At 45.8% G+C, this 971-nt stretch carries 1 protein-coding gene; it reads left to right on the top strand.

Going from position 1 to position 971, the window contains the following annotated elements; translation table 11 throughout:
* Window positions 1-158: 158 nt before the first annotated feature.
* On the top strand, window positions 159-971 hold an 813-nt coding region (locus AC55NX_RS20745; RefSeq protein WP_496997453.1), incomplete at its 3' end, for an IS110 family RNA-guided transposase.

Genomic DNA, 971 nt, shown 5'->3' with positions numbered 1-971 from the left:
GCAGCAACTAAAGCTTTTTATGCAGCAGTTCGATGCAGCGTTGGATCCTCGATTGAGAGACCGGTAACAAGAACGAACGCTGCATAGACTCCAAGCACCACACTCGAATAGTCTTCTGGGTCTCGAACCCGCATTATGCAAGCAAGAGTTAGCTTATTATGAATACCAACACACTTCAAAACATTCATGTCGGTGTTGATACCGGCAAATTAAAACTCGATATCTACATCCGTCCACTTGATATTTTTTTCACCGTTTCTAACGATGAAAACGGCATCAAGGAAGCCGTACAAACCATCAAAAAATACCATCCTCAACGGGTCGTTGTCGAAGCAACCGGGCGATTAGAAATGCCATTCATTCTCGCCTGCTCTCAAGCTCAATTGCCCTTTGTCATTGCCAATCCAATCCACATTAAACGCTTTGCCGGAGCCATTGGCCGTCGGGCCAAAACTGACAAGCTTGACGCCAATCTTATCGCTCATTATAGCGAAGCTATCCAACCAAAACTCACGCAGCTAAAACCAGAAATTATGCGTCTAATGAGTGATTTAGTGGCCCGACGTCACCAAATAATGACCATGCAGACGATGGAGAAAAACCGACTGCAGTCGATGCCCAAATCATTAGCTTCAACCATCAATCCCGTGCTGAAAGTGTTTGAAGCACAGATTGAGAAACTCGAAAAACTCATCGTCGCTCTGATTCAAATCATCCCAGAGTACCAAGCCAAAAATGAGATTTTACAGAGCGTCCCCGGCATTGGAAAAATCTGTGCGGCCTCGATTATTAGTAACGTTCCTGAACTGGGTTATATCAGCAATAAACAAGCGGCTTCACTCATCGGTGTTGCCCCCATGAGCCGTGAAAGCGGTCGCTACAAAGGTAAGCGAGTCATCCAAGGAGGGCGAGCACAAGTACGCACTGTTCTGTATATGGCAATGATGTCAGCTCTGCAATCTAACCCAGTT

It is taken from the genome of Vibrio rubrogenes, assembly GCF_059641415.1.
This window is presented reverse-complemented; position numbering and strand designations above follow the sequence as displayed.